The sequence below is a fragment of the Nocardia sp. NPDC058640 genome (genome assembly GCF_042716995.1).
In the GTDB taxonomy this organism is placed as follows: domain Bacteria; phylum Actinomycetota; class Actinomycetes; order Mycobacteriales; family Mycobacteriaceae; genus Nocardia.
The window spans coordinates 25,010-48,354 of the sequence record NZ_JBHXRG010000014.1 but is presented as its reverse complement, the minus strand read 5'-3'; the positions used below and the strand labels follow the sequence as shown (position 1 = coordinate 48,354).

Below are 23,345 nucleotides of genomic sequence, written 5' to 3'. Positions count from 1 at the left end.
CGTCACGCCGCGACGGAAGACTTGCGGCGGAAGACGATCCAGCGCATCGCGCTGTACATGTAGACAGCCTCACACGCGCCCGCGACCAGCCTGGCCACGTGATACTGCAGGCCGAGCGCGGCGAGGCCCGAGCCGACGCCGAGGATGAACGCGAGATAGTTCACCACCACCACGACCGCGTACACCGCGGCCTGTCTGCCCATCGGGGCGTGCGAGTGAAAGTTGAAGGTCCGGTTGAGCACGAAGGCCAGGCCGAACGCGACGATGTAGGCGAGGGTGATCGACAACCAGACGGCCAGCCCGAGGCCACTGCGCAGAAACGTGAGCAACAGCAGGTCGACGGCGAAGGTGAAGCTGTTGATCAGCGCGAAACCGAGAAACGTCGCGGGCACGTACCGGTCCAGTCCCCACGGCAGGCGCGCGACGACCGCCTCGCACCATCGGGTGAATCGGTCGGCCGGCGACTCGGTGACACTCGCCTGATGCTCCACGCCGCCAGCCTGCCAGCGGCAGGTGAAGTCCGGGTGAGCACACGGCAAACGGGTGGGCCGGGCGTTCGCACCCCCAGTACGGCGACCGACTGGGAGCGTCAGCGACCGACCGGGGACTGACTGGGAGCGTTAGCGACCGCCGGGGACTGACTGGGAGCGTTAGCGACCGCCGGGGACTGACTGGGAGCGTTAGCGACCGCCGGGGACTGGCAGTGACCGCCGGGGACCGTCAGCGGCCGACCGCGGCGATCGGCCGGGTCTCGAACGACGTCCAAGCCGACAGACAACGCCGGCGGGTGAACTCGTCGGCCTCGACCAGCAGCGCGTCGCGCAGCACCCGAGGGTCCGCCGCCCAGCTCTCGGCGATCGCGGCGATCGCGCGCACCCCGAACATCCCGGTCGCTTCCAACGCGTCCAGCCACTCGTCGTGCACGCCGGAGTACACCCGACCCATCGCGTCGGCGTCGATCCCCGCGTCGGCGAGCTCGGCGGCCAACAGGGCGCCGACCATCTCTCTACGATCCTGCGGCTGTGTCATCAACGGTCCCTCCTCGCGAAACATGGTGCGGCGCAACGACGTCGCATGACCGGTGCGTGATACACGCACCGTGGAGCGGAACTCGAAACACGCTGAGCGGCGGCCTAATTCACCATCGAAACCACCACGTACGGGCATTGTTACGGATTGGACGCCGTATACACCACCCGGGCGCGCCAGATCACAGTGATGCGCAAATTCCCTTGTTCGGACACACATCACATCTGGTCATTTGATCACCACGCGCTCACGGAGGTATTTCGGCCGAATTTCCACGCTGAGAGCGTGGTGATCAAATGACCAGCGCAGAGTGCCCACGGGGGCGGGGGTGGGCGGGTTAGCGTGGATGGGTGGACGCGCGCGGTGTTGACCTGGATTCGTTGGTTTCCGTTGTGTCGGACGGGGCGGTGGTCGTCGATCCCGATCTGTTGGCGGGGTATCGGCAGGATTGGGCGCGCGATCCCGATGCGGGGATGCCGGTGGCGGTGGTGCGGGCGCGCAGTACTGCCGATGTGGCGGCGACGGTGCGGTGGGCGGCGGAGCATCGGGTGCCGGTGGTGCCGCGGGGGGCCGGGACGGGGTTGTCGGGTGGGGCGACCGCGGTGGAGGGCGGGATCGTGCTCAGTACCGAGTTGATGCGTGAGATCAGCGTCGACCCGGTGACGCGGATCGCGGTGGTGCAACCAGGGCTGCTCAACGCGGAGGTGAAGCGGGCCGTGGCGGCGGAAGGGCTGTGGTATCCGCCGGATCCGTCGTCGTTCGAGATCTGCTCGATCGGCGGCAATGCCGCGACCAACGCCGGCGGGCTGTGCTGCGTGAAATATGGCGTGACCACCGATTACGTGCTCGGCATGGAGGTGGTGTTGGCCGACGGGACCGCGGTGCGGCTGGGTGGGCCGCGGCTGAAGGATTCGGCCGGGTTGTCGCTGACCAAACTGTTCGTGGGCAGTGAGGGCACGCTCGGCGTGATCACCGAACTCACCCTGCGACTGCTGCCCGCGCAACCGCCGCAGTCGACCGTGGTCGCGAGTTTCGGTTCGCTGGCCGCGGCCACCGACGCCATCCTGGCGATCACCTCGACGCTGCGCCCCGCCATGCTCGAATTCATGGACACCGTGGCGATCAACGCGGTCGAGGACGAGATGCGCATGGGGTTGGATCGCACCGCCGCCGCGCTGCTGGTCGCGCGTTCGGACGCACCGGGTGAGTTCGCCGGGCACGAAGCCGAGGTGATGGTCGGGCTGTGCGAGAAGGCCGGGGCGACAGAGGTTTTCCACACCGCCGACCCCACCGAAGGTGAGGCCTTCACCGCCGCAAGACGTTTCGCGATTCCCGCCGTGGAGAAGATCGGGCCGCTGCTGCTCGAAGACGTCGGCGTGCCACTGCCGCGTCTCGGCGACCTGATCGCGGGTGTGGCCGCCATCGGCGAACGCAACGACGTGCTCGTGTCGGTCATCGCCCACGCGGGCGACGGCAACACCCACCCGCTGATCGTGCACGACCCCACCGACCCCGACAACACCGCCCGCGCCCACCGCGCCTTCGGCGAGATCATGGACCTGGCCATCGCGCTGGGCGGCACCATCACCGGCGAACACGGCGTCGGCCGCCTGAAAAAGGCCTGGCTGCCCGACCAGGTCGGCCCCGACGTGATGGACCTGACCCGCCGCATCAAACACGCCCTCGACCCCGACAACATCCTCAACCCCGGCGCCGTGCTGTAACCGCACTAGCATCGACCTATGACCACCAGGCTCGAGCACAACGTCGCCGACACCCGCTACGAGATCTACCACGACGACGTCCTCGCGGGATACGCCGACTACGCCGAACGCGAGGACCCCAAGGTCCGCGACTTCCACCACACCATGACCTTCCCCGAATTCCGGGGCCGCGGCGTGGCTGCGGAGGTCGTGAAATACGGCCTCGACGACTCCCGCGAACACGGCTACAAGATCATCCCCACCTGCTGGTACGTCGAGAAGTACATCGTCGAGCACCCCGAATACGCCGGACTCGTCGCGTAATTCACCGCGTTTCCCGCGTCAGTCGGTCGACCGCGATCTGGAAGACAGTGCCCAGCACGCCGATCTCGGCGGCCAAGCCCTCCTCGGGCATCGGGGGCAGGATCGCCAGCGCCGAGACGACGTACTTGCCGACGCGGGCGACGTAGCGCTGCTGGCCGATCTGGGTCTGCTTCGGCGGTGCGTCGCCGACACGCGTCTCCTGGGTCCCGGCCGTTCGAATCGCAACGCTTTGCGTGGCAACGGTTTTCGGCGGTTCGATCGCCGTCACTTTCATGCGCAACGTGTTGCCGGTCCCGGTGCGCGCCTCGACATCGGCGCACCGCTGCGCGAGCGTGGTCAACTCGGCCACCGCCAGATCGGACTCGACGATCTGCACGAGAAACACCGCCGGGTTGGTTCCGGAGGTCACCGACTCCTTCGCCCCGGCCCCCACCGGATTCTCGATCAGCGACCGGCAACTCTCGTCGGTGAATGTGAGCGGCACTGCCGTACCCGGCTGATCCGCGGAAATACTCTCCGGCTTACTCGGCATCTCATACCCCGCCGGATACTCCACCAGCCGCGGCAACGATTTCAACGCGACAATCGCAGGCCTCTCCTGCGCACACCCCGCACCGGCGAGCATCACCCCGACCAGCACCACCGCACCCCAACCACGCCGCACCGCGGAAACCACCGTCATCCTCGAACCACCTCACGGCCCAGCATCTCCGAGCCACTCGGCCGATCACGCTAGTGGTCCCCGACCCACGATTGCGGCCCCTCGCGCCGAGTCATGCCATCTACCAAAGATTCCCGAAATATCGACGTCAGCAGCCCAGTTTCGCCGGGCACAAGTTTCGCTTCCCGGCCCGGAAGGCCCACGCACGGTTCGACCCGAGAACGGGGGCGGCCCCTCGAAGAAGACTTCGAGGGGCCGCGGAAAACGGGTGTAGCGGTGGAGATCAGCGCAGGATGTTGCGGGCCATCACCAGGCGCTGGATCTGGTTGGTGCCTTCGTAGATCTGGGTGATCTTGGCGTCGCGCATCATGCGCTCGACCGGGAAGTCGGTGGTGTAGCCCGCGCCGCCGAAGAGCTGGACGGCGTTGGTGGTGACCTCCATGGCCACGTCCGAGGCGAAGCATTTGGCGGCGGCGGAGATGAAGCCGAGGTTCTTCTCGCCGCGCTCGGCGCGGGCGGCGGAGGTGTAGACCATCAGGCGGGCGGCCTCGATCTTCATGGCCATGTCGGCCAGCATGAACTCGGTGTTCTGGAAGCTGGCGATGGTCTTGCCGAACTGCTTGCGATCCTTGGTGTAGGCGATCGCGGCGTCCAGGGCACCCTGGGCCAGGCCGACGGCCTGCGCGCCGATGGTCGGGCGGGTGTGGTCGAGGGTCTGCAGGGCGGTCTTGAAACCGGTGCCGGGCTCGCCGACGATGCGGTCGCCGGGGATGCGGCAGTTCTCGAAGTACAGCTCGGCCGTCGGCGAACCCTTGATGCCCAGCTTGTGCTCGAGCGGGCCGACCACGAAGCCCTCGTCGTCCTTGTGGACCATGAACGAGGAGATGCCGTTGGCGCCCTTGTCGGCGTCGGTCACCGCCATCACGGTGTACCAGGAAGACTTGCCGCCGTTGGTGATCCAGCACTTGGAGCCGTTGAGGATCCAGTCGTCACCGTCGGCCTTGGCGCGGGTGCGCATGGCGGCGGCGTCGGAACCGGCCTCACGCTCGGACAGCGCGTAGGAGGCCATCTCACCGTTGACGATGTCGGCCAGGACCTTGGTCTTGAGCTCTTCGGAGCCGTTGAGGATCAGGCCCATGGTGCCCAGCTTGTTCACGGCGGGGATCAGCGAGGAGGAGCCACAGACGCGGGCGACTTCCTCGATCACGATACAAGTGGCGACCGAGTCGGCACCCTGGCCGCCGTAGGCCTCGGGCACGTGCACGGCGTTGAAGCCCGCGGCGTTCAGCGCGGTCAGCGCCTCTTCCGGGAAGCGGGAGTTGCCGTCGACGTCCTTGGCGTACGGAGCGATTTCCTTCTCCGCGAGGCCACGGATCGCGCCGCGCAGCTCGTCGTGGAAGTCCTCGAGTTTGAACAGGTCGAAATCGGGGTTACCGGCCATCGGGGGCACACTCCTGGTCGTGGTCGTGATCGCTGCGGGCTCACAGCGCGTCTTGCGTCGGCACGCAGTGCCAGTCTACCGAGGATTATACGCGCGGCACTTTGCCACTACATGCGGATATACCCGTGGCACTCAGTGTCACCGTCGAGCGTCGTGGCTCGGGTTGCCTTCACAGGCTACCGAGGCGGGCGGTGAGCAGATCGGCCACCTTGCGCGGCGGCATGTCGCGCGGGAACACCGCGACCACCATCTGCTCGGGCTCGGTCTGCGTCCGCCTGCCACGCGGAATCAGATCCAGTTCCGCACGCAGATCCGCCACCGTGGCACCGGACTCACCCCGCACCATCCGACGCAACAAATAGTTGTGCGTAGCGGTCACCGCGGCCGTGAACTGCACGCGCGCGAGGTCGGGCACCTCGGGCAACCGCCCGCGCAGGAACTCGGTGAACAACCGCTCATACCGAAACACCGTGACGATCTCCCGCTCCCGCAACGCAGGAACCCGCCGCACCACCTGATACCGCCGCACCGAAATCTCGCGCCACTGCGTGAACCGCTCGAACACCCCGATCACGGCCTCACACACCGCATCCCACGCATCCCCCTGCACCCCGGCCAGAAACTCCTCCGCCGACGCCAACTGGAACTCGTGATCCGCGAAGATCACATCCTCTTTCGACCGGAACTGCCGAAAAAAAGTCCGCCGAGAAATCCCCGCCGCCACCGCGATCTCATCCACCGTCGTCGCCTCATACCCCCGCTCAGCGAACAACCGCAACGCCTGATCAACCACCGTAAGCCGAAACTGCGCCGCGTCATCGTGTGCCACGGGATGTAACCGTAGCCACCGGGTACCGGCGGGCGAGACTCGGCCGAGTCGGTGGTCGGTATCGTCTGGTGCGAGAGGTCCGAAAGTAGTGGGGGCACAGTGGAGTCACGGTTCTGTCTGTCGATGTTGGCAGTGGCGGTCACCATCGTCAGCGGTTGCTCGGCCACGATCCCGGGTACGGCGGGGCCGAATACGGCGCCGAGCCCGGTGACGGCGTTCGGCATACCGGTCACGGCCGCAGACAAGGGCACGTTCGACATGCTCGACCAGGTTCGATCGGTCGATCCGTGCGGGTTCGTCGACCGGGAGCGGTTCGCGGCATCGGGCGTGATCTCCGCGCTCGGACCGAGCACACAGATCGACGAGTGCGCGGTCAGGTTCACCCCCAACGGCGAGCGAAATCCTTCGTTGATCTACATCGATCTCGACCACAATCCGCCGCAGAGCGCCGAGCCGACCCGGCAAATCGCGGGGGAAACCGTCGTGGCCACCGGCCCCAACAGCTACGGCAATTGCGCCTTCAAGGTGCCGCTGCGGTTTCCGGCGACCACCCCGGGAGCCGGGCAGCCCGATGTGGTCGAGATCCCGACCCTCGCCTACGGAGCCGTCTCCTCGTCCGGATTCGAGTCGTCCGAACTCGGCTGCAGCCTTGCCGAGGAGGTCGTCGCCGAGATCGTCGAGGCATTTCGCAGCGACAAGATCCCCCGACGCTCGGCGGCGGCCACACCCGTGTCCGATATCGAGTTGATGCGCCACAACCCCTGCGAAATCGTTGCCGTGCTCCCTCTCCAGGTGCGGCTGACCCTGCTGAATGCCGAATTCGACCCCACCCGTTGCAGTTTCATGGTCGCCGGACAACGAGATAGGGCAGAGGCAGTATCAGTGACTTTGGACCTGACCCGACGGCCGCTGCAGCCGTTCGGCGCCGCGAATCATCTGATCGATGTGGAGGGTGTTCCCGTGCTGATCTATCGCGACGAGACAATCCCTCCCCCGACTTGCGTCGAAACCTTCGCTACCGGACGCGAACTCGATCCGTCGATCGGCGGCGAGGATATTTCCGGCGCCAGAGTTCAGCCGACTGTCCGAATCTCCGGCCTGTGCTCGATTACCGAGCAATTGCGGCCGGTCGCGATGAAACTGTTCGGGGCCACCGCATGAGCACGCGGCGGACGATCGCAGCTGGCGCTTGGTGTCTGGCCGCGGTGCTGTTGTTGTCCGGGTGTCTCCGTACCGACGGCCTCGCGACCCCGGAGGGTGCCCGCTATCGCGGTTCGCTGGTCGACAGCAACGGCAAACCCGACCCCGCCCTGATCACCGCGCTGAGTGAGAAGGACGCCGCCCGACGGATTGATCCATGCTCGGTCATCGATATGACTGCGGTGAGCGCGCTCGGAAACGTGACCTATGCCGGCCCGCAACAATCACTCGGCGACTGCGAGGTTCTGCTCTCCGATCGAACAGGTCCCGTGGTCAGCCTGTCTGTATCGATGTCGACGATGCCCGTGTTCCCGAGTAACACAACCACTTACGGCACCCGCGTCGGGACCGTGCCGACCGGTGACAACCTCTGCTCGATCACCGTCGCCTACAACGAGGAACGGGCATTCCAGTACTTCGCTTCCGGCGTCGTCGGCAGCAATCCCTGTGCCGAGTTGCGCGCAGTCGTCGAAGCGTCGGCGCCGCTGCTCGACCGACCCGGCCAACGCAAGACGCCGCTGAAGGATCCGTGCTCGTTCCTCGACACGCTCTACCCGGCCGAACAGACGTTGTCGGTGATCGGCCTCAACCCCTCGACCTGTGACTACTCGCTCGGGGTTCGCACACGCGCGGATCGCAACCGGTACGTGGTCAACACCATCACGATGAGCCGCGTCATTGCCGACGCCCCACCGCTGTCCGCCCGCCAGCTCCAGCTTGCCGGTATCCCCGCCTACGAGAGTTCAGGCAGCGAAGATCGTTGCGAGGTCACGGCTTTCGTCGGAATCGACAAGCCGTTCACCCGGATCGGGTGGGACGGTAAATCCGACACCTACGTCGAAGTGATCACTGTGCACGGGCACGGCTGTGCCACCATTCGCGAGATCGCGGTGGCGGCGGTCAAGACGTATCGCGCCGCATAGTCACACGATTCAGCCAGGCGAATTGGGCCGCTCCGCCAACGCGGCGACCAGCCCCGTCATGCCTGCGACGACCTGGTCCGGCGAACCGCCGCCCGCGAGGCGACGGAGCTGAAGCCCGACCAGTGTCGCGACTGCCAGCGGGGCCGCCGATTCGGCATCGGCGACACCGAGTGCCCGCAGAACAGAGACGGCGAGGCGGTCGTAGGTTTCGAAGAATTCAGCTGTCGCGCCATGCAGGGCCGGATGCCTGGCGGCCTGCACGAAGAGTTCGAACCATGCGATGTGGTCGCCGCCGAAGCCTGTGTCGGTGACGATGCCGCCGAGGATCTCACCGGCCTGGGCGAGGTCGATCTCGCCTGCGGCGGCGCGGTCGGCGAGCTGGGTGAACTTGACGGTTTCCTCGGCGACGAAGGCCGCCATGCCGACTTCGACCAGGTCACGCTGGGTGGCGAAGTGGTAGGTGAGGGTGCCCAGCGAAATGCCGGCCTCGGTGGCGATGCGCCGATTGGTGACCGCTGCCGCGCCGTCGGCACCCATGATTCGCACGACCGCACCGATGATGCGGTCCCGAGTGGGCTCCGATTGTGACATGGGTCTCGCTTCCCTCGGCGACTCGAATCGCGCTATCGTTGTCTCGTTCGTTCGAACGAACGATAGCAGAGGATCGGAGCCTTCGATGGCCGTCCAGCCCACCCCCTTTCGCCAAGCGCGCTTTCGGGATCTGCCCGCCCGGCCCGCTCGTTCACATTCGTTCTTCCAGCTACCCGCGATGGACCTGCCGATGGACTCCGCCAGGTACGGACGGATTCGAATTCGCTACCGCACCAGCGGAACCGGGCCGCCCTTGCTGCTCGTCCACGGGCTGATGACCACGTCCTACTCGTGGCGATACGTGATAACCGAACTCGCCGAACACTTTCGGGTCGTGGCGGTCGACCTGCCCGGTTGCGGTGGCAGCGAGGCTCCCCCGGATGCGACATTTCGCGCCGCCGAGATCGGCGAATGGCTGGGCGAGTTCCAGGGCGCCCTGGGCATAGAAGGCTGTGCGGTGGTGGGGAATTCGCTCGGCGGGTTGCCCGTGATGCATCGCGCGCTGGACTGCACCGACTCGTTCCGGAAGGTAGTGGTCCTGCATTCGCCACTGTTGCCGGAGGTCAAACACCGCGCGCTCGCCGCCGTGCTGGCGGTGCCCGGTGTCGCAGCCGGACTCGCGGCTTACATCCGACGACAGCCGTACCGATGGGCGCACCACCGAACGCATTATTTCGACGAGACGGTGAAGTCGCTGGAAGAGGCGGGCGAGTACGGATCGGCGCTGGCGAGCCCCGATGGCTCACGGGCCTTCGTCAGGCACCTACGCGACGGCCTTCGCCCCGCCGACCTGGCTGCTCTCGGCCGCACGCTCGCCGACCTCGACAGTTTCCCGGTTCCGCTGCTCGCCGTCTACGGCACCGAACCCGACCCGATCGTGTCGCCGCGGGTGGCCGACGCACTCACAGAGCGCCTGCCGTCCGTACGAATGGTGCGCGTTGACCGCACATCCCATTTCGTCCAGGTCGACCGGCCCGACGCGGTCGTCACCACCCTCGTCGAGTTCCTGACACCGTGAAAAGGACTGTCACCATGAGCTTCACGGTCGACGAATCGACCGATCGGATCCTTGACCTGCAGCACGGGCCGGTGCGCGTGCGACTGGATGGACCATCGAAGAGTCCGCCGTTGCTCCTCATCCACGGCTCACCGTGTTCGCTGGAATGGTTCGACCAGCTCACCTCGCTGCTGTGCGACACCTATCGCATTGTGCGAATCGACCTGCGTGGACACGGCGCAACCGGTGGGTGGGAACGGCTCGGGCGCATAGACCAGGTCGCGATGGTCACCGAGGTGCTAGATCACCTCGGAATCGCCGAAATCTCCGCAGTGGCACATTCTTTCGGCACCGACATCCCCATCGATTTGGCTATGGCCGGGCGCGCGAATGCTGTCGTACTGATCGACCAGGCGCCCGACTTCCGCTGCGCCACTTACCCTGCCGGCCTCATCGCACTCTCCCGGCCGTCACTGATCAGGATCGCTCAACGAGCGCCAGCATTCGCCATCAGACTAGGTTCGAAACAGGGATTCGCCCCGGGGTTCCGGTTCGATTCGATACCCGGCTTCGCCGAAATTTCCGTACGCGACTTCCGCGCCTTCACCCCGTCGATAGGCAGGTTCGCGCTCGTCGACCGCGCGCGGGAACTGGCCGTCGACCCACTCGACGCACGGATCCAACGCCTGGACGTGCCCGTGATGGCAATACACGGCCGCCGAGACCAGATGTACGCCTGTGCACCGTCGATCGCGCGTTACTCCGCCGCAGGCGCACGCACCGCCATCATCGAGAACGCAGGGCATTCCCCACACGTGGAGGCGCCGGAAGCCGTCGCCGTCATCCTGCGGGATTTCCTCGACTGATCCAGCCGGCCAGGTTTCGCTTGCTTCGAATATTTCGTACACTGCGAATAGCGGTTCAATCGGTGTCGGAAAGCCACGGCTTACCGAGAAGGAGGCAACGATGTCAGGGATCCAATCGGCCAAGCGCACCGAACCCGGTGCGATCGATGCGGCCGTCGCCGACCGAGCGATGCGGCGGATCAAGGACTACCTCATGCGCCACCCGGACGAGGAGATCATTCCGGTCACCGGAGAGATCGGTAGTGACGAGGCGCTGGCACTGCCGCGGGAAGCTGTCAGCCTGCTGGCGTTCATCTTGGCGCAGGCGGCAGAGGGCCGCGGCGTTTCGGTGGTCCCCTCACATGCGGAGATGACCACGCAGCAGGCCGCCGACATGTTGAACGTCTCGCGGCCGTATCTGGTGGGACTGCTGGAGAACGACGAGATCCCCTATCGCCTCGTCGGCAGGCACCGCCGGGTCCGATTCGATGACCTCAAGGTGTACGCCCAGCGCAGCGAGGCCACCAGCCGCGCGGCCGCAGATGAGTTGACCCGCCTCGGGCAGGAACTCGACCTCTGATGGCATTCATCGTGGTCTATGACGCGAATGTCCTGTATGGCAACGCAGTTCGCGATCTATTCATCCGCTTGGCTCGCGCAAAAGTTGTCCGGGCCCAATGGACGGACCGGATCCTCGACGAGGCGCTGGGTAGCCTCGCCGCCAAGCGGCCCGACATCGCTGCCGAGAAGATCGCACAATTGCGGCAGATGATCGTCACTGCGGTTCCCGACTGCCGAATCGAGGGGTACGAACCGCTTGTCGAAAACCTGAAACTACCGGATCCTGACGACCGCCATGTCCTTGCCGCCGCTATCAGGGCAGGCGCTCAGATAATCGTGACGTCCAACCTGAAGGACTTTCCCGACGAGTACATCGCGGGCTGGAACATCGCAGCGAAGAGTCCGGATGATTTCCTGCTGGACCTCATCGACCTCGACGATCGAGTTGTCTGGGGCTGCGTCCAAGAAATCGCGTATTCCAGACGAAATCCGCCAGAGACTGCTGAGGACGTGCTCGACGAACTCGAACGCGCAGGGTTGGTCGAGGCCGTGGCAGCTCTACGTGAGGGACGTCGTGGTGCTTGACTTCTGATGCGCCCCGCTCGTCGGCTCGCGACGGGGCGACATCATCTCAGCCCAGGAGTTTGTTGCGCAGGGCCTCGTCTTTGGCCAGGACCATTTTTTCCAGGTCGGCTTGGAACTGTTCCATGCGGGTGCGGAGGGCTTCGTCGGTGGTGGCGAGGATTCGGACTGCCAGTAGGCCTGCGTTGCGGGCGCCGCCGATGGAGACGGTGGCTACGGGGACGCCTGCGGGCATTTGGACGATGGAGAGGAGGGAGTCCATGCCGTCCAGGTATTTCAGGGGGACGGGGACGCCGATGACGGGCAGGGGGGTGGCTGACGCGACCATGCCGGGGAGGTGGGCTGCGCCGCCCGCGCCGGCGATGATCACTTTGAGGCCGCGGCCTGCCGCTTCGCGGGCGTAGTCGAGCATGCGTTGGGGGGTGCGGTGGGCGGAGACGACGCCTACTTCGAAGCGGATGCCGAATTCGGCGAGGGCTTCTGCGGCGGCTTCCATGGTGGGCCAGTCGGAGTCGCTGCCCATGATGAGGCCGACCTGGGGTCCAGTGGTGCTCATGTGGGTTCCTTAGGGTTGGCGGCTGACGCCGCGGTTTCGAGGCTCTACTGCGCCGACTCCCGCAGGCGTCGAAAACACTTGCGGGACAATGGGTTTCACTCCCCGTGTGGATCCCAACCGTCGGTCCACACCGCGGTCGACATCCAGTGCGCCGCACGCTCGGCCTTCTCGCGCACCACAACGACATCGTCGCCGAGGATGTTGATGTGGCCGATCTTGCGGTCGGGGCGTTCACCCTTGCCGTAGAGGTGAACCTTTGCATCGGGCATGCGAGCGAACAGGTGGTGCAGGCGTTCGTCCATCGACATCTCGGGAGCCTCCGCCGCACCGAGGATGTTCGACATCACCGTCACCGGGGCGAGCGGGGACGTGTCGCCGAGGGGGTAGTCCAGGACCGCGCGCAGGTGCTGTTCGAACTGGCCGGTGCGGGCGCCGTCCATGCCCCAGTGGCCGGAGTTGTGCGGGCGCATGGCGAGTTCGTTGACCAGCAGTTCGCCGTCGTGGGTTTCGAACAGTTCCACGGCCATGACTCCCACCACACCGAGCCCGGCGGCCAATTCCAACGCCATGGTCTCGGCGCGCGCGCCCAAGTCCTCGTCGAGGTCCTGGGCCGGGGCGATGACGACGGCGCACTGGCCGTTGCGCTGCACGGTCTCGACCACGGGCCAGGTCGCCGCCTGTCCGAACGGGGATCGCGCGACCATCGCCGACAGCTCACGCTTCAACGAGACCTTCGACTCGGCCAGTAACTGCACGCCGTGCGCGAGCTGGTCGGACACGAGCTCGGTGGCCTCGGCGGCGTCGGCGGGCATCCACACGCCACGCCCGTCGTAACCGCCACGCACCGCCTTCAACACGAACGGCCAGCCGTGCTCGTCACCGAAGGCGACCGCGTCCGAAACAGCGTCGACCTCGACGAACGCGGGCACCGGCAGACCCAGCGAAGACAGCTTCCGCCGCATGGCCAGCTTGTCCTGCGCGAAGATCAGCGCCCGCGGTGGCGGCGCCACGTTCACACCCTCGGCGACCAGCACCTCGAGGTGTTCGGTGGGCACGTGCTCGTGGTCGAAGGTCAGCGCGTGCGAACCGCGGGCGGCCTCGCGCAGCGCGGACAGGTCGTCGTGGCTGCCGAACACCACGTCGGGGGTGACCTGCGCGGCCGGGTCGTCGGGCTGTTGCGCGAGCACTCGCAGACGCTGGCCCAGCGCGATCGACGCCTGGTGCGTCATGCGCGCGAGCTGGCCTCCACCGATCATGGTGACGGTGGGCATGGCTGACGGATCGAATGAGCGTGCGGTCACGTCGGACAATGTTGTCATGTCGAGAGCCGAAGTCGTCGACCGGTACACTCAGAACTCGTGTCAATCGTCGACGACGTGGTCAACGTCCTTCCCCCGCGCATGCGTGCGAGCGCGATCAAGCACAAAGAGCTGATCAAGTTCGCCCTCGTCGGAGCCACGACGTTCGTGATCGACAGCGGTCTGTACTACCTCCTGAAATGGACGGTTCTGTCCGACAAGCCCCTCACCGCCAAGATCATCTCGGGCGTGGTGGCGGTGATCGCTTCCTACATCCTCAACCGGGAATGGTCGTTCAAGAACCGGGGCGGCCGGGAGCGACATCACGAGGCGGCGCTGTTCTTCGGGGTGAGCGGGATCGGGGTGGTGCTGGCCAACATCCCGCTGTGGATCTCGATCTATGTGCTGGACCTGCGCGAACCCCATGTGAGCTTCCTGGTCGCGAACCTGGCCGACTTCTTCAGCGCGTTCATCATCGGCAACCTGCTGCAGATGGCGTTCCGGTTCTGGGCGATGAAGCGCTGGGTGTTCCCCGACGAGATGAACGAGCTAGAGGCGGAACTGGACGACCTCATCGAGGGCGAGCAAGAGCACCTCGGCCACAGCTGATCAGCGCGGCTCGGTCAACGTCGCGTTCTGCGGCCGGTTGAGTTTGGAACCCAGGAACACCGCGAACAGTGCGGGCCGCCGCCGCTGCAACTCGAGTCGACCACCATCGGCCTCGACCAACGCGCGAGCCAGGGCAAGACCCACACCGGTCGAACCGCCCGCGGAGAATCCTCGATCGAAGATGTGCGGCGCGAGTTCGTCGCGCACCCCCTCCCCCTCGTCGGACACCTCCACACAGATCAGCGGGTCGCGCGAACTCATCGTCGGGACCGTGCGCACGGAGATCGTGCAGGTGCCGTCGCCGTGCATGAGCGCGTTGTCGACCAGCACCGCGACCGCCTCGCGCAGCCGGGAACCGGTGATCGGGGCGCGCAGCGATTCGTCGCCCAGCAGTTGTAGTTCGCGGCCGGTCTCGTGGAACGGGTGGGTCCATTCGGTGACCACCCCGCGCAGTTCCGCCATCACCGGTACGGGGTCGCGGTCGTTGGCGTCCTCGTCGCGGGAGGCGCGGACCAGGTCGTCGATGGCCTCGGTGAGCCGGTCGACCTGCGCCATCGCCTCCTCCGCCTCGTGGACGACCTCGGGATCGGCGTGGGTGGACAGCTCGTCCAGGCGTAGGCGAACGGCGGTCAGGCGGCTGCGTAGCTGGTGGGAGACGTCGGCGACCAGCGCGTGCTCGCGTTGCAGACGGCCCGCGATCTCCACGGTCGCCGAGTCGAGCACGTCGGAGACGCGGTCGAGTTCGGCGATGCCGTGGCGGCGCGGGTCGGGGCGGAAGTCGCCCATCGCCAGGCGGGCGGCGCGCGCGGCCACATCGCGCAGGGGGTCCGCGACACGGCGCGCGGTCACCACCGCGACCGAGAACGCGGCGCCCAGCGAGGCCAGCACGGCCAGCGCGACCGCGGCCACCGCCTGTTCCTGACGCGAGTGCATCGGCCCGGCGGGGACCTCGAGGCGCAGCGAACCGGAGGTGCCCATCGACAGTGATTCGATCAGCGGATCGGGTACCTCGTCGACGCCGAGGTCCTCGCGGGCGGCGTTGTCGTGCGGGGCCGGGTAGACGATGGTGAGTTTGCCGCCCTCGGGGATCAGCGCGCGCATGGCCCGCACGTCGAGACCGTTGTGCACGATCCCGTCCCCGCCTTCCTGCGCGATGACCTCCGCCGCGACCTGTTCCAGCCGACTCTGCAGGTCGTTGCGGGTGATGTCCTCGACCCACAGCCACGCGGTATAGATCAGCGGTACGCCCAGGACCACCGTGGTGATGGTCAGCACGGTGAGAATCGATCGCAGGATGCGGCGGCGCACCGGTCAGCCTCGGTGCGAGGTGGGTCCGTCGGTGTTGAGCCGGAACCCGACCCCGCGCACGGTGACGATGCGTCGCTCGGCCATCGGGCCCTCGTCGCCGATCTTGCGGCGCAACCAGGACATGTGCATGTCCAGGGTCTTGGAACCGCGCAGGTCCGCGTCGCCCCAGACCTCGCGCAGGATGGTCTCGCGCGACACGACCTGACCGGCGCGGTCGATGAGGACCTTGAGCAGCTCGTATTCCTTGTTGGCCAGGTTCACTTCGGCGCCGTTGACCAGTACGCGCCGGGCTGCGGGTTCGAGTCGGATCGCGCCGACTTCGACGGCGTCGTCGCCGATTCCGCTGCGCCGCAACAGGGCTCGCACGCGGGCCAGCAGTTCGGCCAGCCGGAAGGGTTTGCCCACGTAGTCGTCTGCACCCGCGTCCAGGCCGACGACGAAGTCGACTTCGTCGGTGCGGGCGGTGAGCATGAGCACCGCGAGATCGGCGCCGCTGGCACGCACCTGCCTGCACACTTCGAGGCCGTCCATGCCGGGCAGGCCGAGGTCCAGGATCAGCAGGTCGTGGTTGCCTTCGAGGGCGCGGCGCAGTACCGCGGGGCCGAACCGTTCGACGGTGACGGTGTAGCCCTCACGTCCCAGCGCGCGCGACAGGGGTGCGGCGATCGCCTCGTCGTCTTCGGCCAGCAGTACTGCGGTCATGTGCACAGGCTAAGCGTTTCTGATCAGCGGGGAAGGACAGCTCACCGGTAGCCGCCGCCCCAGTGTTGGTCGCTGGTGGAGCGGCCCGCCTCGAACACGTGGTGGTACAGCAGCGCGTGGACCTGCTGCACCTTCGGCACGTCGTCGTATTCCAGCGGCTCCTCCGACGAGGACCCGATGATCAAGGTGCCGGTGCCCAGCATCCGGTCCCAGAGTCCGTGGCTGAACTGCACACTGGAGATCCGGCTCATCGGAATGTCGATGCCGGTGTGGGTGAGCACGCCCTGGCGCACCAGCACGCGTCGACCGGTGATGATGAAATGTGTCGACTTCCAAGCAATCACGCGCGCCACCACCCGCCACGCGATCAGCCCGAGCCAGACCGCGCCGATCAGGATCAGCAGTACCGTGCGCACGTGACCGGTGGTGTTGCGCCAGGCCAGACCGCCGAGGAAGCCGGCGATCGCGGTCACGACGATGAGAGTGACGATGGGCCACACCAGCATTTTCCAATGCGGGTGGCGGTGCAGGATCAGCTGCTCGTCGGGCGCGAGGACATCCTCCGGGTAACCCATGCCCCGAACAGTACAGCGGTGTGACGGTGCATTTCTCGATGCCACGACCGAACCGATACTGTGGATTCCACGCTAGATGCCAGGTTTTATCCCGATCTGCTTGCTCGAAACCGACAGTGGAGGCACGCGTGACCGAAGATCTGACTCAGCTCGACATTCTCACGGCCCTGGAACCTGTTGCCGAACAGAACCTCAACCGGCACCTTTCCATCGCCAAGGACTGGAATCCGCACGATTACGTGCCGTGGGAGGAAGGTCGCAATTTCGCCGCCATGGGCGGAACCGATTGGGACCCTTCACAATCCAAGCTCACCGACGTCGCCAAGGCGGCGATGATCACCAATCTGCTCACCGAGGACAACCTGCCGTCCTATCACCGCGAGATCGCCGAGAACTTCTCGCTCGACGGCGCGTGGGGAACCTGGGTGGGGCGGTGGACCGCCGAGGAGAACCGGCACGGCATCGTCATTCGCGACTACCTCGTTGTTACTCGCGGTGTGGATCCCGTGGCGCTGGAAGAGGCGCGGATGGTGCACATGACGCAGGGTGCGCACGCGCCGGCGAACTGGGGCGGTTTCCTGGTCAACGTCGCCTATGTGACGTTCCAGGAGCTGGCCACCCGGGTCAGCCACCGCAATACCGGGCGGGTGTGCGACGACCCGATCGCGGACAAGATGCTGGCGCGCGTGGCCACCGACGAGAACCTGCACATGATCTTCTACCGGAACCTGTGCGCGGCGGCGCTGGACCTGGTGCCCGATCAGGCGATGCCCGCGATCACCAAGGTGCTCACCAACTTTCAGATGCCGGGCGCGGGGATGCCGAACTGGCGGCGCAACGGCGTGTTGATGGCCAAGCACGGGATCTACGACCTGCGCCAGCACCTGGACGAGGTGGTGCGACCAGTGCTCAAGCAGTGGGACGTGTTCGAGCGCAACGACTTCGGCGCTCGAGGCGAGGCGGCGCGCGACGAGCTGGCGCTGTTCATCGACAAGCTGGAGAAGGACGTGCTGCGGTTCGAGGAACAGCGCGACCGGTTGCTCGCTCGCGAGCGTGAGGTAGCCGAGCGCACGACGGTGGCCGCTCGCTGATCTGTGCCGCTGAAGACGGGCCCGGCTTCCGGGCCCGTCTCAGTAGTGTCCGCGCAGGTGGGAGACGTCGCCCGCGGAGACCGCACGGTCGCCGATGAGCAGCCTGCCGGTGTCGTCGACGCCGGTGGCCACGCCGGTGAGCACCGTCCCGCCGGGCAGTTCGGCGCGCACGTCGACGCCGATCGTGGCGCATCGCTGACGGTATTCGGCGATGAGTTCGGTGGTGTTCCAACCCGACAGCTCCCACGCGGTGAAGCGGCGCGCGAATTCGGCCAGGATCGCCGCGACCAACTCGGTGCGGTCGACCTGCGCACCGGCCAGCGACAGCGAAGTCGCATGGGCGACAGGCAGTTCCGATTCGTCGAGGTCGACGTTCATGCCGATGCCGATCACCACGGCGGGCGCGGTACCGGTCGCGGCTACCTCCGCGAGGATGCCCGCGAGTTTGCGGCCGCCGAGCAGAACATCGTTGGGCCACTTCAATTCTGGTGCCACATCGGCGGTTCCGCGCAACGCGTCCACAACCGCGATGCCAGTCAGCAACGACAACCACCCCAGCGCGGACGGATCGATGCCGGGCAGGCGAACCAGGATCGACATCGAGATCTGCGCCCGCGGCGGACTCACCCACGCGCGGGCGTGCCTGCCGCGACCACTGACCTGTTCCTCGGCCAGCAACGCCACCCGGTCCACCGACGGGTCGGCCGCGCGCGCGACCAGATCGGCATTGGTCGATCCGGTCGACTCGACCACATCGATCCGCTCGTAGAACGACAGTGCAGGTGAGGCGCTCAGCCGCGATTCGTCCAGGGGTGCCCGGTTCATTTCAGGCAGGCTACCGGGTGTCAACCGTGAACGATCATGACCACAGCTAGCTGCAGTTTCTCTACTGACCGGTAAGCGAGACTGCCGTAGTGCGCGACGGTGTCACTGGTTACAATCGCAACCCATGACGAGTGTCCAGCAGCAGCCCGCATCGGAATCGGCGGGCACCCCCGATATCCACACCACCGCCGGGAAGCTGGCTGATCTGCGGAATCGGCTCGATGAAGCGCAGCACCCGATGGGTGAGACCGCGGTCGACAAGGTGCACGCCAAGGGCAAGATGACCGCTCGCGAGCGCATCCTGGCCCTGGTCGACGAGGGCTCCTTCGTCGAACTCGACGCACTGGCCAAGCACCGCAGCGTGAACTTCGGCCTCGAGCACAACCGCCCGCTCGGCGACGGCGTCGTCACCGGTTACGGCACCATCGACGGCCGCGACGTGTGCCTGTTCTCCCAGGACGTCACCGTGTTCGGTGGCTCGCTGGGCGAGGTCTACGGCGAGAAGATCGTCAAGGTGATGGACCTGGCGATCAAGACCGGCCGTCCGCTGGTCGGCATCAACGAGGGCGCCGGCGCTCGCATCCAGGAAGGCGTGGTCTCCCTCGGGCTGTACGGCGAGATCTTCCACCGCAACGTGCAGGCCTCGGGCGTGATCCCGCAGATCTCGCTGATCATGGGCGCCGCCGCCGGTGGTCACGTGTACTCCCCCGCGCTCACCGACTTCGTGGTGATGGTCGACGGGACCTCGCAGATGTTCGTCACCGGGCCCGACGTGATCAAGACCGTCACCGGCGAAGAGGTCTCCATGGAGGACCTGGGAGGCGCGCACACCCACATGGTCAAGTCCGGCGTGGCCCACTACGTGGCCTCCGGCGAGCAGGACGCCCTGGACTACGTCAAGGAACTGCTGGGCTACCTGCCCAGCAACAACCGCGCCGAGTCCCCGCGTCACCTGCCCACCGACCCGATCGACGGCGCCATCGAGGACTCGCTGACCGACGAGGACATCGAGCTCGACACGATCATCCCGGACTCGCCGAACCAGCCGTACGACATGCACGAGGTCATCCGTCGCCTGCTCGACGACGACGAGTTCCTCGAGGTCCAGGCCGAGCGCGCGATGAACATCATCTGCGGTTTCGGTCGGGTGGACGGGCGCAGCGTCGGCATCGTGGCCAACCAGCCCATGCAGTTCGCCGGCTGCCTCGACATCGACGCCTCGGAGAAGGCCGCGCGCTTCGTGCGCACCTGCGACGCGTTCAACATCCCGATCATCACCCTGGTCGACGTGCCCGGCTTCCTGCCCGGCACCGGCCAGGAGTTCAACGGCATCATCCGCCGTGGCGCGAAGCTGCTGTACGCCTACGGCGAGGCCACTGTGGGCAAGATCACCATCATCACCCGCAAGGCTTACGGCGGCGCCTACGACGTCATGGGTTCCAAGCACATGGGTGCCGATGTGAACCTGGCGTGGCCCACCGCCCAGATCGCGGTGATGGGTGCCTCGGGCGCCGTCGGTTTCGTCTACCGCAAGCAGCTGCTGGAAGCCGCGAAGAACGGCGACGACGTCGACGCATTGCGCCTCGAGCTGCAGAACGAGTACGAGGACACGCTCGTGAACCCGTACGTCGCGGCCGAGCGTGGCTACGTCGACGCGGTCATCCCGCCGTCGCACACCCGTGGCCAGATCGTGTCGGCGCTGCGCCTGCTCGAGCGCAAGATGGTGACGTTGCCCCCGAAGAAACACGGCAACATTCCGCTCTGATTGCGCGATATCAGAGTGCACCCGCGCACACTGATTGTGGGAAGCAACTATTGATCGACGCGGTGGGACCGGGAATGATCGCGGCAACCGCGCTCGAGAAGCGAAGTAAGTGCAGGAAGGATCTGGCACTGTGACAACTGTGGCAGAAGAAGATGTTCTGACAGTCGCCGAGCTCGAGCTCGTCGTCGAGCCACTCGTCGAGGAACTCGAACTGTCGGTGCAGGCGGTGGCGCAGGCCCCCGTCGACACCGCGGGCGAGCCGCTGTTCCGCATTCTCAAGGGCTCGCCCACCGACGCGGACATCGCGGCGCTGGTCGCGGTGCTGAGTGCGGCGGCCGCTGCGCCCCCCGCCGGTGCCCCCAGCGGCCCGGCGGACAGCTGGGGCACGTCGACGATGATGCATCGGGGCACCAACCCGTTCTCGCCGTACGTGTACCCGATGCTGTCGCACCTGCGCTGACCGTGCCGGTGACCGAGCTGGTTCTGGCGTCCGCGTCTCCGGCCCGGCTCGGGATCCTGCGCACCGCGGGGATCGATCCCGTGGTGCGGGTCTCCGGCGTGGACGAGGACGCGGTAGCCGCGGCACTGCCCGCCGGCACCTCCTCGCACGATGTCGTGGTCGCCTTGGCACGCGCCAAGGCGGCCGACGTCGCCGCGTCGATCCCCGAGTTCGACGCCGACTGTGTGGTGGTCGGCTGTGATTCGATGCTGCTGGTCGACGGGCAGCTGCAAGGCAAACCGCACACCCCCGAGGTCGCGCGGCAGCGCTGGGCCACGATGGCGGGCCGCAGCGCGGATCTGATCACCGGGCACTGTGTGCTGCGCCTGCGCGATGGTGAGATCGTGGCCGAATCGGCCGAATGCAGCAGTACCACAGTGCATTTCGCGAAGCCGACACCCGACGAACTCGAGACCTATATCGCCTCGGGCGAACCGTTGCAGGTGGCGGGCGCGTTCACGCTCGACGGTCTCGGCGGTTGGTTCGTCGACCGGATCGAGGGCGACCCGTCCAGCGTGATCGGGATCGGTCTACCGCTGTTGCGCCGACTGCTCGAAGACGTCGGTGTCGGTGTCACGCAGCTGTGGCGGGACGCGCGGGACTGACGGCGCGATCACGTGCTGCGCGCCCGGCTCCACGGCCGGAGTGCGGTCGTCGGCCGACATCGTCAGGTCCAGGCGCGCGGTACACAGTTCGGGTTCCACGAACGGGTGCAGCTGCACGTCCACGCGACCGCGCGCACCGTTGCGTTCGAGCACTTCCCTCATCAGCCCCATGTGCACCCCGCACACCACTTCGGCGTGCGAGCGGGCCAGTTCCCGCAGCGGGCAGGCGGTCAGGTTGATCTGCACGTGTTCGGGGGTCTCACCGGCGGGTTCCTTCTCCGGCGCGAAGCCCAGTTCCGACAGCAGTGACATGGTGATGTCCCTGGCGTCGGCGAGGGTTTCCACCGGCTGCGCGCCGACGTCCATGCGCGCACCCCAGGCTCGGCCCGCGGCGATCGCGGCGGCCGAACGGGTGACCGGGTCGGGACCGAGATGGTCGGCCAGCACCTGTGCGAGTTCCTGGTATCCCACCGAGCGTTGCACCGCGCGGTAGCCGATGCGTGGCCGTCCGCGTCCGCGTGGCGGTTGCTGGAACTGGCGCACCAGCGATTCGCGGGTGAGCACGTCGAGGTGGAATCGGACGGTGGTGACGTGCTGTCCGGTGATCCGGGCCAGTTCCTGGGCATCGAGGGGCTCGGTGGCGCCACGTAGGATCGCGAGCAGTCGCCGTCGCGGCCATGAATCGGACATAGCTCACCCCTCCTCTCCAGAGACTTTATCGGATAACCGTGCGCTTTATTCGCCCATTGTGTCGATTTGTGACGTGCCACCACACACTTACCATCGGATGCGACCACACAGTGTTCGCACCCACCCAACTCGCGTGAAGGACCACATCGTGCCCGTCGCCCCGGATCGCCACCCCGCCTTCGGTTCCTACGCAGTGCCACAACGATTGGTAACCACAGAATGGCTGTCCGCAAACATCGGCGTGCGTGGTTTACGAATCATCGAGTCCAACGATGACATCCTGCTCTACGACATCGGCCACGTCCCGGGCGCGGTCAAGATCGACTGGCGCGGCGACCTGAGCGACCCGGTGACCCGCGATTATGTCGACGGCCCGCGCTTCACCGAACTGATGCGAGCCAAGGGTATCCAGCGCGACGACACCGTGGTGATCTATGGCGATCGCGGCAATGCCCAAGCCGCGCACACCGCCTGGATCTTCACCCTGTTCGGGCACGAGGACGTGCGTCTGCTCGACGGCGGCCGTGACGCGTGGATCTCCGAGGAACGCGACACCACGTTCGATCTGCCGATGCCGGTACCCAGCGACTATCCCGAGGTCGAGCGCGACGACTCGACCGCGCGCGCGTTCCGCGACGAGGTGCTGGGCAGGCTCGGCAAGCCGCTGGTCGACGTGCGCTCGGCGCAGGAGTACTCCGGCGAGATCGAGGACGCACGCCTGCGCGAGGAGTACGCGACGCTGCGCGGCGGTCACGTGCCGACCGCGGTGAACATCCCGTGGACCGCGGCCGCCACCCACGACGGCCGATTCCGCTCGCGCGCCGAACTCGACGAGGTCTACGGGGCGCTGCCCGCCGACGATCTGGTCGTGTACAGCCGGGTAGGCGAGCGCTCGAGCCACACCTGGTTCGTGCTGACATTCCTGCTCGGCCGCAGGTCGGTGCGCAATTACGACGGTTCCTGGATCGAATGGGGCAATTCGGTGCGGCTGCCCATAGTCGCAGGTACCGAACCCGGTGTCGCGAATCAGATCATGTGAAACATGTTCACATCGGTGGACGCCGCGTAGTGTGACCTGCGACCTACTCCACGGTAGGGCTAGCCGAGTTCGAGCAGGGTTGGCACACTGCCTACAC

The 23,345-nt window shown here is 66.5% G+C and carries 27 protein-coding genes; 14 read left to right on the top strand and 13 right to left on the bottom strand.

The window, feature by feature from the left end; translation table 11 throughout:
- Positions 1-2 precede the first annotated feature (2 nt).
- Together ACFWU5_RS17200 and ACFWU5_RS17195 are read right to left on the bottom strand one after the other, a co-directional pair.
- Entirely contained in the window at positions 3-491 is a 489-nt protein-coding gene (locus ACFWU5_RS17200) for a GtrA family protein (RefSeq protein ID WP_379267896.1), read from the bottom strand.
- A gap of 229 nt (positions 492-720) precedes the next feature.
- Entirely contained in the window at positions 721-1,029 is a 309-nt protein-coding gene (locus tag ACFWU5_RS17195; RefSeq protein ID WP_379246449.1) for a hypothetical protein, read from the bottom strand.
- Positions 1,030-1,379: 350 nt separating this feature from the next.
- Between ACFWU5_RS17195 and ACFWU5_RS17190 the strand changes: the two genes are divergently transcribed.
- On the top strand, positions 1,380-2,753 hold the full coding sequence (locus ACFWU5_RS17190) for an FAD-binding oxidoreductase (protein ID WP_379267895.1): 1,374 nt from the start codon (positions 1,380-1,382) through the stop codon (positions 2,751-2,753).
- Between the two features lie 18 nt (positions 2,754-2,771).
- Positions 2,772-3,056 (top strand): GNAT family N-acetyltransferase, encoded by a 285-nt coding sequence (locus ACFWU5_RS17185; protein WP_379246445.1) that lies wholly within the window; start codon positions 2,772-2,774, stop codon positions 3,054-3,056.
- A gap of 1 nt (position 3,057) precedes the next feature.
- Here the strand turns inward: ACFWU5_RS17185 and ACFWU5_RS17180 are convergent, their stop codons facing one another.
- From ACFWU5_RS17180 to ACFWU5_RS17170, 3 genes are all read right to left on the bottom strand, one after another.
- Positions 3,058-3,696 carry a hypothetical protein gene (locus ACFWU5_RS17180; protein WP_379267894.1) on the bottom strand — a complete coding sequence of 213 codons (639 nt, stop codon included), beginning with the start codon at positions 3,694-3,696 and terminating at the stop codon, positions 3,058-3,060.
- 304 nt (positions 3,697-4,000) lie between these two features.
- Entirely contained in the window at positions 4,001-5,158 is a 1,158-nt protein-coding gene (locus tag ACFWU5_RS17175; RefSeq protein ID WP_379236675.1) for an acyl-CoA dehydrogenase, read from the bottom strand.
- Positions 5,159-5,327: 169 nt separating this feature from the next.
- Complete coding sequence (locus ACFWU5_RS17170) at positions 5,328-5,987, bottom strand: TetR family transcriptional regulator (RefSeq protein WP_379267893.1); 660 nt, start codon at positions 5,985-5,987, stop codon at positions 5,328-5,330.
- A gap of 123 nt (positions 5,988-6,110) precedes the next feature.
- Here ACFWU5_RS17170 and ACFWU5_RS17165 point away from each other — a divergent pair, with 123 nt between their 5' ends.
- Positions 6,111-7,148, top strand: coding sequence for a hypothetical protein (locus tag ACFWU5_RS17165; protein WP_379267892.1), 1,038 nt, complete (start codon positions 6,111-6,113; stop codon positions 7,146-7,148).
- Entirely contained in the window at positions 7,145-8,110 is a 966-nt protein-coding gene (locus ACFWU5_RS17160) for a hypothetical protein (RefSeq protein ID WP_379267891.1), read from the top strand. Before ACFWU5_RS17165 ends, ACFWU5_RS17160 begins: the two co-directional genes overlap by 4 nt.
- Positions 8,111-8,119: 9 nt before the next feature.
- Here ACFWU5_RS17160 and ACFWU5_RS17155 read toward each other — a convergent pair whose 3' ends face one another.
- Positions 8,120-8,701: a TetR/AcrR family transcriptional regulator gene (locus ACFWU5_RS17155; RefSeq protein WP_379267890.1), complete on the bottom strand. Its 582-nt coding sequence runs from the start codon at positions 8,699-8,701 to the stop codon at positions 8,120-8,122.
- Positions 8,702-8,786: 85 nt separating this feature from the next.
- On the opposite strand from ACFWU5_RS17155, the gene ACFWU5_RS17150 reads away from it, so the two are divergent.
- From ACFWU5_RS17150 to ACFWU5_RS17135, 4 genes are all read left to right on the top strand, one after another.
- The gene (locus ACFWU5_RS17150) at positions 8,787-9,719 is read left to right on the top strand and encodes an alpha/beta fold hydrolase (RefSeq protein WP_379267889.1); all 933 of its coding nucleotides are present in this window, start codon (positions 8,787-8,789) and stop codon (positions 9,717-9,719) included.
- A gap of 14 nt (positions 9,720-9,733) precedes the next feature.
- Positions 9,734-10,564: an alpha/beta fold hydrolase gene (locus ACFWU5_RS17145; RefSeq protein WP_379267888.1), complete on the top strand. Its 831-nt coding sequence runs from the start codon at positions 9,734-9,736 to the stop codon at positions 10,562-10,564.
- A 100-nt stretch (positions 10,565-10,664) separates the two neighbouring features.
- Positions 10,665-11,123, top strand: a complete 459-nt coding sequence (locus ACFWU5_RS17140; RefSeq protein ID WP_379267887.1) for an excisionase family DNA-binding protein — start codon at positions 10,665-10,667, stop codon at positions 11,121-11,123.
- Positions 11,123-11,689 carry a PIN domain-containing protein gene (locus ACFWU5_RS17135; protein WP_379267886.1) on the top strand — a complete coding sequence of 189 codons (567 nt, stop codon included), beginning with the start codon at positions 11,123-11,125 and terminating at the stop codon, positions 11,687-11,689. Before ACFWU5_RS17140 ends, ACFWU5_RS17135 begins: the two co-directional genes overlap by 1 nt.
- Positions 11,690-11,735: 46 nt before the next feature.
- Here ACFWU5_RS17135 and purE read toward each other — a convergent pair whose 3' ends face one another.
- Complete coding sequence (purE, locus tag ACFWU5_RS17130; RefSeq protein ID WP_379267885.1) at positions 11,736-12,242, bottom strand: 5-(carboxyamino)imidazole ribonucleotide mutase; 507 nt, start codon at positions 12,240-12,242, stop codon at positions 11,736-11,738.
- A gap of 95 nt (positions 12,243-12,337) precedes the next feature.
- Positions 12,338-13,561, bottom strand: coding sequence for a 5-(carboxyamino)imidazole ribonucleotide synthase (locus ACFWU5_RS17125; protein WP_379267884.1), 1,224 nt, complete (start codon positions 13,559-13,561; stop codon positions 12,338-12,340).
- 39 nt (positions 13,562-13,600) lie between these two features.
- Here ACFWU5_RS17125 and ACFWU5_RS17120 point away from each other — a divergent pair, with 39 nt between their 5' ends.
- Positions 13,601-14,149: a GtrA family protein gene (locus ACFWU5_RS17120; protein ID WP_379267883.1), complete on the top strand. Its 549-nt coding sequence runs from the start codon at positions 13,601-13,603 to the stop codon at positions 14,147-14,149.
- Here ACFWU5_RS17120 and ACFWU5_RS17115 read toward each other — a convergent pair whose 3' ends face one another.
- The 3 genes from ACFWU5_RS17115 to ACFWU5_RS17105 are packed head-to-tail and all read right to left on the bottom strand — an operon-like array spanning position 14,150 to position 16,734.
- Positions 14,150-15,457 carry a sensor histidine kinase gene (locus ACFWU5_RS17115; protein WP_379246421.1) on the bottom strand — a complete coding sequence of 436 codons (1,308 nt, stop codon included), beginning with the start codon at positions 15,455-15,457 and terminating at the stop codon, positions 14,150-14,152.
- A gap of 3 nt (positions 15,458-15,460) precedes the next feature.
- Entirely contained in the window at positions 15,461-16,159 is a 699-nt protein-coding gene (locus tag ACFWU5_RS17110) for a response regulator transcription factor (RefSeq protein ID WP_194826060.1), read from the bottom strand.
- A gap of 41 nt (positions 16,160-16,200) precedes the next feature.
- Entirely contained in the window at positions 16,201-16,734 is a 534-nt protein-coding gene (locus ACFWU5_RS17105; RefSeq protein WP_379267882.1) for a PH domain-containing protein, read from the bottom strand.
- A gap of 128 nt (positions 16,735-16,862) precedes the next feature.
- Between ACFWU5_RS17105 and ACFWU5_RS17100 the strand changes: the two genes are divergently transcribed.
- Complete coding sequence (locus ACFWU5_RS17100; protein ID WP_379246417.1) at positions 16,863-17,825, top strand: acyl-ACP desaturase; 963 nt, start codon at positions 16,863-16,865, stop codon at positions 17,823-17,825.
- Positions 17,826-17,864: 39 nt separating this feature from the next.
- Here the strand turns inward: ACFWU5_RS17100 and ACFWU5_RS17095 are convergent, their stop codons facing one another.
- Entirely contained in the window at positions 17,865-18,650 is a 786-nt protein-coding gene (locus tag ACFWU5_RS17095; RefSeq protein ID WP_379246415.1) for a biotin--[acetyl-CoA-carboxylase] ligase, read from the bottom strand.
- A gap of 124 nt (positions 18,651-18,774) precedes the next feature.
- Here ACFWU5_RS17095 and ACFWU5_RS17090 point away from each other — a divergent pair, with 124 nt between their 5' ends.
- The 3 genes from ACFWU5_RS17090 (at position 18,775) to ACFWU5_RS17080 (ending at position 21,519) form a co-directional block, all read left to right on the top strand.
- Positions 18,775-20,415 (top strand): acyl-CoA carboxylase subunit beta, encoded by a 1,641-nt coding sequence (locus ACFWU5_RS17090; RefSeq protein WP_379246413.1) that lies wholly within the window; start codon positions 18,775-18,777, stop codon positions 20,413-20,415.
- A gap of 139 nt (positions 20,416-20,554) precedes the next feature.
- The gene (locus ACFWU5_RS17085) at positions 20,555-20,875 is read left to right on the top strand and encodes an acyl-CoA carboxylase epsilon subunit (protein WP_379267881.1); all 321 of its coding nucleotides are present in this window, start codon (positions 20,555-20,557) and stop codon (positions 20,873-20,875) included.
- Between the two features lie 8 nt (positions 20,876-20,883).
- Positions 20,884-21,519 (top strand): nucleoside triphosphate pyrophosphatase, encoded by a 636-nt coding sequence (locus tag ACFWU5_RS17080; protein WP_379246409.1) that lies wholly within the window; start codon positions 20,884-20,886, stop codon positions 21,517-21,519.
- On the opposite strand, the gene ACFWU5_RS17075 is transcribed toward ACFWU5_RS17080, so the two are convergent.
- Entirely contained in the window at positions 21,445-22,209 is a 765-nt protein-coding gene (locus ACFWU5_RS17075) for a helix-turn-helix transcriptional regulator (RefSeq protein WP_379267880.1), read from the bottom strand. The two genes, ACFWU5_RS17080 and ACFWU5_RS17075, sit on opposite strands and share 75 nt — an antisense overlap.
- Before the next feature lie 148 nt (positions 22,210-22,357).
- Here ACFWU5_RS17075 and ACFWU5_RS17070 point away from each other — a divergent pair, with 148 nt between their 5' ends.
- Positions 22,358-23,248 carry a sulfurtransferase gene (locus tag ACFWU5_RS17070; RefSeq protein WP_379267931.1) on the top strand — a complete coding sequence of 297 codons (891 nt, stop codon included), beginning with the start codon at positions 22,358-22,360 and terminating at the stop codon, positions 23,246-23,248.
- The last annotated feature ends 97 nt before the right edge of the window (positions 23,249-23,345 follow it).